The organism is Pseudomonas sp. PDM04 (genome assembly GCF_014851765.1).
Taxonomy (GTDB): domain Bacteria; phylum Pseudomonadota; class Gammaproteobacteria; order Pseudomonadales; family Pseudomonadaceae; genus Aquipseudomonas.
The window spans coordinates 1-255 of record NZ_JACVAI010000035.1; the positions used below are offsets into that span (position 1 = coordinate 1).

Here is a 255-nt window from a genome sequence, read left to right on the forward strand (position 1 = left end):
CCCTGCCGCTGGGCTACACCACCACCAAGGAATACGCCGAGATCGAGTTCTCCGGCGCGGTGTGGATGGCGGTGGTCTGGGTCGCCTACGCCATCGTGTTTTTCACCACCGTGGTGCAACGCAAGACTAAGCACATCTACGTCGGCAACTGGTTCTTCGGCGCGTTCATCGTGGTGATCGCCATGCTGCACGTGGTCAATCACCTGTCGATCCCGGTGGACTGGTTCAAGTCCTACCCGGTGTACTCCGGCGCCA

At 60.8% G+C, this 255-nt stretch carries 1 pseudogene; it reads left to right on the forward strand.

Annotated elements, in window-relative coordinates:
• Nucleotides 1-255: pseudogene (locus IB249_RS29670) on the forward strand (cytochrome C oxidase Cbb3); the annotation flags it as partial.